General features: G+C 61.1%; 3 protein-coding genes. 2 read left to right on the top strand and 1 reads right to left on the bottom strand.

Features of this window, described 5'->3' with window-relative positions; translation table 11 throughout:
- The first annotated feature begins 77 nt into the window (after positions 1-77).
- On the top strand, positions 78-1658 hold the full coding sequence (gene murJ / locus ACE04I_RS17775) for a murein biosynthesis integral membrane protein MurJ (protein WP_046794088.1): 1581 nt from the start codon (positions 78-80) through the stop codon (positions 1656-1658).
- 13 nt (positions 1659-1671) lie between these two features.
- On the opposite strand, the gene ACE04I_RS17770 is transcribed toward murJ, so the two are convergent.
- The gene (locus ACE04I_RS17770) at positions 1672-2115 is read right to left on the bottom strand and encodes a YcbK family protein (RefSeq protein WP_046794089.1); all 444 of its coding nucleotides are present in this window, start codon (positions 2113-2115) and stop codon (positions 1672-1674) included.
- A 345-nt stretch (positions 2116-2460) separates the two neighbouring features.
- Between ACE04I_RS17770 and ACE04I_RS17765 the strand changes: the two genes are divergently transcribed.
- On the top strand, positions 2461-2748 hold the full coding sequence (locus ACE04I_RS17765) for a GIY-YIG nuclease family protein (protein ID WP_046792615.1): 288 nt from the start codon (positions 2461-2463) through the stop codon (positions 2746-2748).
- Positions 2749-2914: the final 166 nt, after the last annotated feature.

Raw genomic sequence — 2914 nt, 5'->3', positions numbered from 1 at the left:
GTTTACGGGGAGAGGGTGCGCCGAGCGAAGCGGAGGCGGGGTGAGGGGCTTCCACGCAATTCAGTGAGCCCCGCCCGATGAGCCTCGTCCGAAAATTCGCAACCGTCGGCGGCGCCACGCTCGGCAGCCGCATCTTCGGCTTCGCCCGCGAGACGCTGATGGCCGCGGCGCTTGGCACCGGGCCGATGGCGGACGTCTTCTATGCCGCCTTCCGCTTTCCGAACCTCTTCCGTAGGCTTTTCGCGGAAGGGGCCTTCAACGCCGCCTTCGTGCCGCTCTTCTCCAAGGAGATCGAGGCGAACGGCGTGGAAGGCGCAAAGCGCTTTTCGGAAGAGGTCTTCGGCGTCCTCTTTTCCGCGCTGCTCGCCATCACCATCCTGATGGAACTCGCCATGCCCTGGCTGGTTCAGTGGATCATCGCTCCGGGCTTTGCCGATGATCCGGAAAAGACTTCGATCACCATCCGGCTGGCGGCCGTGATGTTCCCTTATCTCATGTGCATGTCGCTGACGGCGATGATGAGCGGCATGCTCAATTCGCTGCATCACTTCTTCGCGGCCGCCATCGCGCCCGTCTTCCTGAACGTGGTGATGATCGCCGCCCTCTTCTACGCGCTCTGGACGGGCGCCGATCCGCTCTCCACCGCCTGGTATCTTTCCTGGAGCGTGCTCGTCGCCGGCGTCCTTCAGCTCGCCGTCGTCTATATCGGCGTGCGCCATGCCGGCATCAATATCGGCTTCCGCCTTCCGAAGATGACGCCGAACGTCAAGCGGCTTCTGGTGCTCGCCGTACCGGCGGCGATCACCGGCGGCATCACCCAGATCAACCAGATCATCGGCCAGGCGATCGCTTCCGGAAAGGAAGGCGCGATCGCGGCCCTCCAATATGCCGACCGCATATATCAGCTTCCGCTCGGCGTCGTCGGCGTGGCGGTCGGCGTGGTGCTGCTGCCGGAACTGTCGCGCGCCTTGAAGGGCGGCTACAGGCAGGAGGCCGCCAATATCCAGAACCGCTCGATCGAGTTCGTGCTGTTCCTTACCCTGCCGGCTGCCGCCGGTCTCTGGGTGCTGTCGGATGCCATCATCCGCGTGCTTTACGAGCGCGGTGCCTTCTCCGCCGAAAACACCGCCGTCGTCGCCTCCATCCTTGCGATCTACGGCATCGGCCTGCCGGGCTTCGTGCTCATCAAGGCATTGCAGCCGGGCTTCTATGCCCGCGAGGATACCAGGACGCCGATGCGCTTCACCATCATCTCGGTGGTGGTCAATTCGGGCCTGGCGATCTCGCTCTTCCCGCTGCTGGCCGAGCGGGGCATCGCCACGGCGGAAGCCGCCGCCGGCTGGATCAACACGATCCTGCTCTTCTCGACGCTCCTCTGGCGGGGCGATCTCAAATGGGAATGGGCGCTTGCGAAGCGGACCGCGCTGCTGCTGGTGTCGGCGGGCGTCATGACGGCGGTGCTCATCTACGCGCTGCCTTACGCCTCGCCGTGGCTCGCTCCGGAAACGTCGCTGCTCTATCAGGTGGCCGCACTTGGCGTGCTTCTGGCGCTGGCCATGGTCGTCTACTTCGCGGTCGCATTCCTTATCGGCGGCGCCGATATCGGCATGATCCGCCGAAACTTGAAGCGGAAGGCGAAAAGCCAGCCGGAATCCTAGGCTACCTTAGGGCTTAAGACCGTCTTCCGCGCTTGCCGCAATGGGCCCAGCGCCGCTTCGGACCGATATCGACATGCACGATGCCATTGCAGTATCGGCCGATCCCGCCAACCCCCGGCGCGCTCGCTGCGGCCGCAAGGATCTTCCGCTCGGAAACCCCCGGCACGCGTATATCGGCCGCGTAACAGTGGCTGTGCTGGGACCGGCCTGAACGCGGTCTGTGTCCCGAGGTCACGACCGGTTTCTTGCCGGTCTGCACGGCGATATGGGCGAGGATCGCCCTCAGCTTGGTTGGAAAACAGCTCGCGCGAACGCTGACCCGCTGCAGGGTATAGGCGGCGGAATAATCGTGTTTGAACAGATTTCCGCGACGTTTCTGACTGCTCTGCGCATCGGCAGCCGCGGCAAATGAGAATGTCACCAGGCTGGCAAGCGCGACAAGAAAAAAGCTGCGCATGGGTATCCCCCGAGTAGCGCCTGACCTCATGACAGGCGGACTTGGCTTGGCGGGGCATTTCATTCCAAAAAGTGGCGCTATTAAGGAGATATTTGCTATAATTTAAGGTAAATGCTGCCGCATAGGTTAAATGGGGTTAACCATTACCGCTTTTGGCTGAGTGAAGCGGTTTGCTCCTACCTCTTTTGGTGGACAACCTACTCCCGTCATTCCTGTGCTTGTCACAGGAATCCAGCCGCCGTGCGTCTGCACGGCGAGAGGATTCTTTGAGTCACGAGGCTTCTGCCAGATGGAAACATGTGATAAACCTTTGCGTGTATGTCTCCGTTATGCAATCATCACCTCATGCGCTGTGGCTATGTCTACATCCTGGCATCGAAACGGAACGGCACGCTCTATACCGGCGTGACCAGCGATCTGCCGGGGCGGCTCTATGAACATCAGAATGAGCTGACGCCGGGCTTCACCAGCCGCTATGGCGTCAAGACGCTCGTCTGGTTCGAAATCCATGATCTGGTGGTGGATGCCATCCGGCGGGAAAAGACCATCAAGAAATGGCCGAGAGCGTGGAAGCTCAATCTGATCGAAAGCGTCAATCCGGAATGGGAGGACATTTCTCCCTGGCTTCTCTGAATGGCAAACTGTCTTTTGCGCCCAAGGACTTGGGCGCGCTGGATCCCTGTGACAAGCACAGGGATGACGGAGAAAACAGCCGCCCGCGAAGAAATTTTCATCCTCCTTCATCCCCGCTCTCCAACTTTGCCTCATACTGTCCCTGTCCTGTTTCGGCTGCACCGGT

Source organism: Rhizobium moroccans (genome assembly GCF_057559155.1).
This window is presented reverse-complemented; position numbering and strand designations above follow the sequence as displayed.